This is a genomic window from Mesorhizobium sp. M7A.F.Ca.MR.148.00.0.0 (genome assembly GCF_003997735.1).
Lineage (GTDB): Bacteria > Pseudomonadota > Alphaproteobacteria > Rhizobiales > Rhizobiaceae > Mesorhizobium.
Genome location: NZ_RZTB01000414.1, coordinates 1 through 420, shown reverse-complemented (window position 1 = coordinate 420; position 420 = coordinate 1). Strand labels below are relative to the sequence as shown.

The window sequence follows — 420 nt, the reverse complement described above, 5'->3', positions numbered from 1 at the left end:
GCCGGCGCGGCCGAGTGCTGCCGCCTTTTCCGCCAATATTTCATGGCCGAGCGCGTCGAACGCGGCTTCGGCGGCGGTGGCACTCGTTGGACCGTGAGTGGATCGCAGAGACATTCAGCGGGCCTCCAAGTCCTTAGCTTCAGGAAAAGACAAAATAGGAGCGAAATCGTATCTCCAAAAATCCACAACGGAAATAATGTGTCCATCCGAAAACGCGGACACCAAAACGCCCATACCGTCGATATCCGTGTAGGTGAAATCAGAGATGAGTCGCGGCTTGGCCGCCAAAGAATATCCAACAGTTACGACTTCGAAGCTTCCCATGCCCCCATCGTCCAGTGTTGTAAACGAGACGGCGACCGGCGTGGAAAGCCCCGAACAGTCGGAGAGGAACGTAAGCAAGCCAAACCGTAACTCATT

General features: G+C 55.2%; 1 protein-coding gene. It reads right to left on the bottom strand.

The genetic code is table 11. The annotated features are described in order from the left end of the window. Positions 1–114 precede the first annotated feature (114 nt). The coding region (locus tag EOB49_RS36790) for a hypothetical protein (protein WP_164781971.1) at positions 115–420 on the bottom strand (306 nt) is incomplete at its 5' end.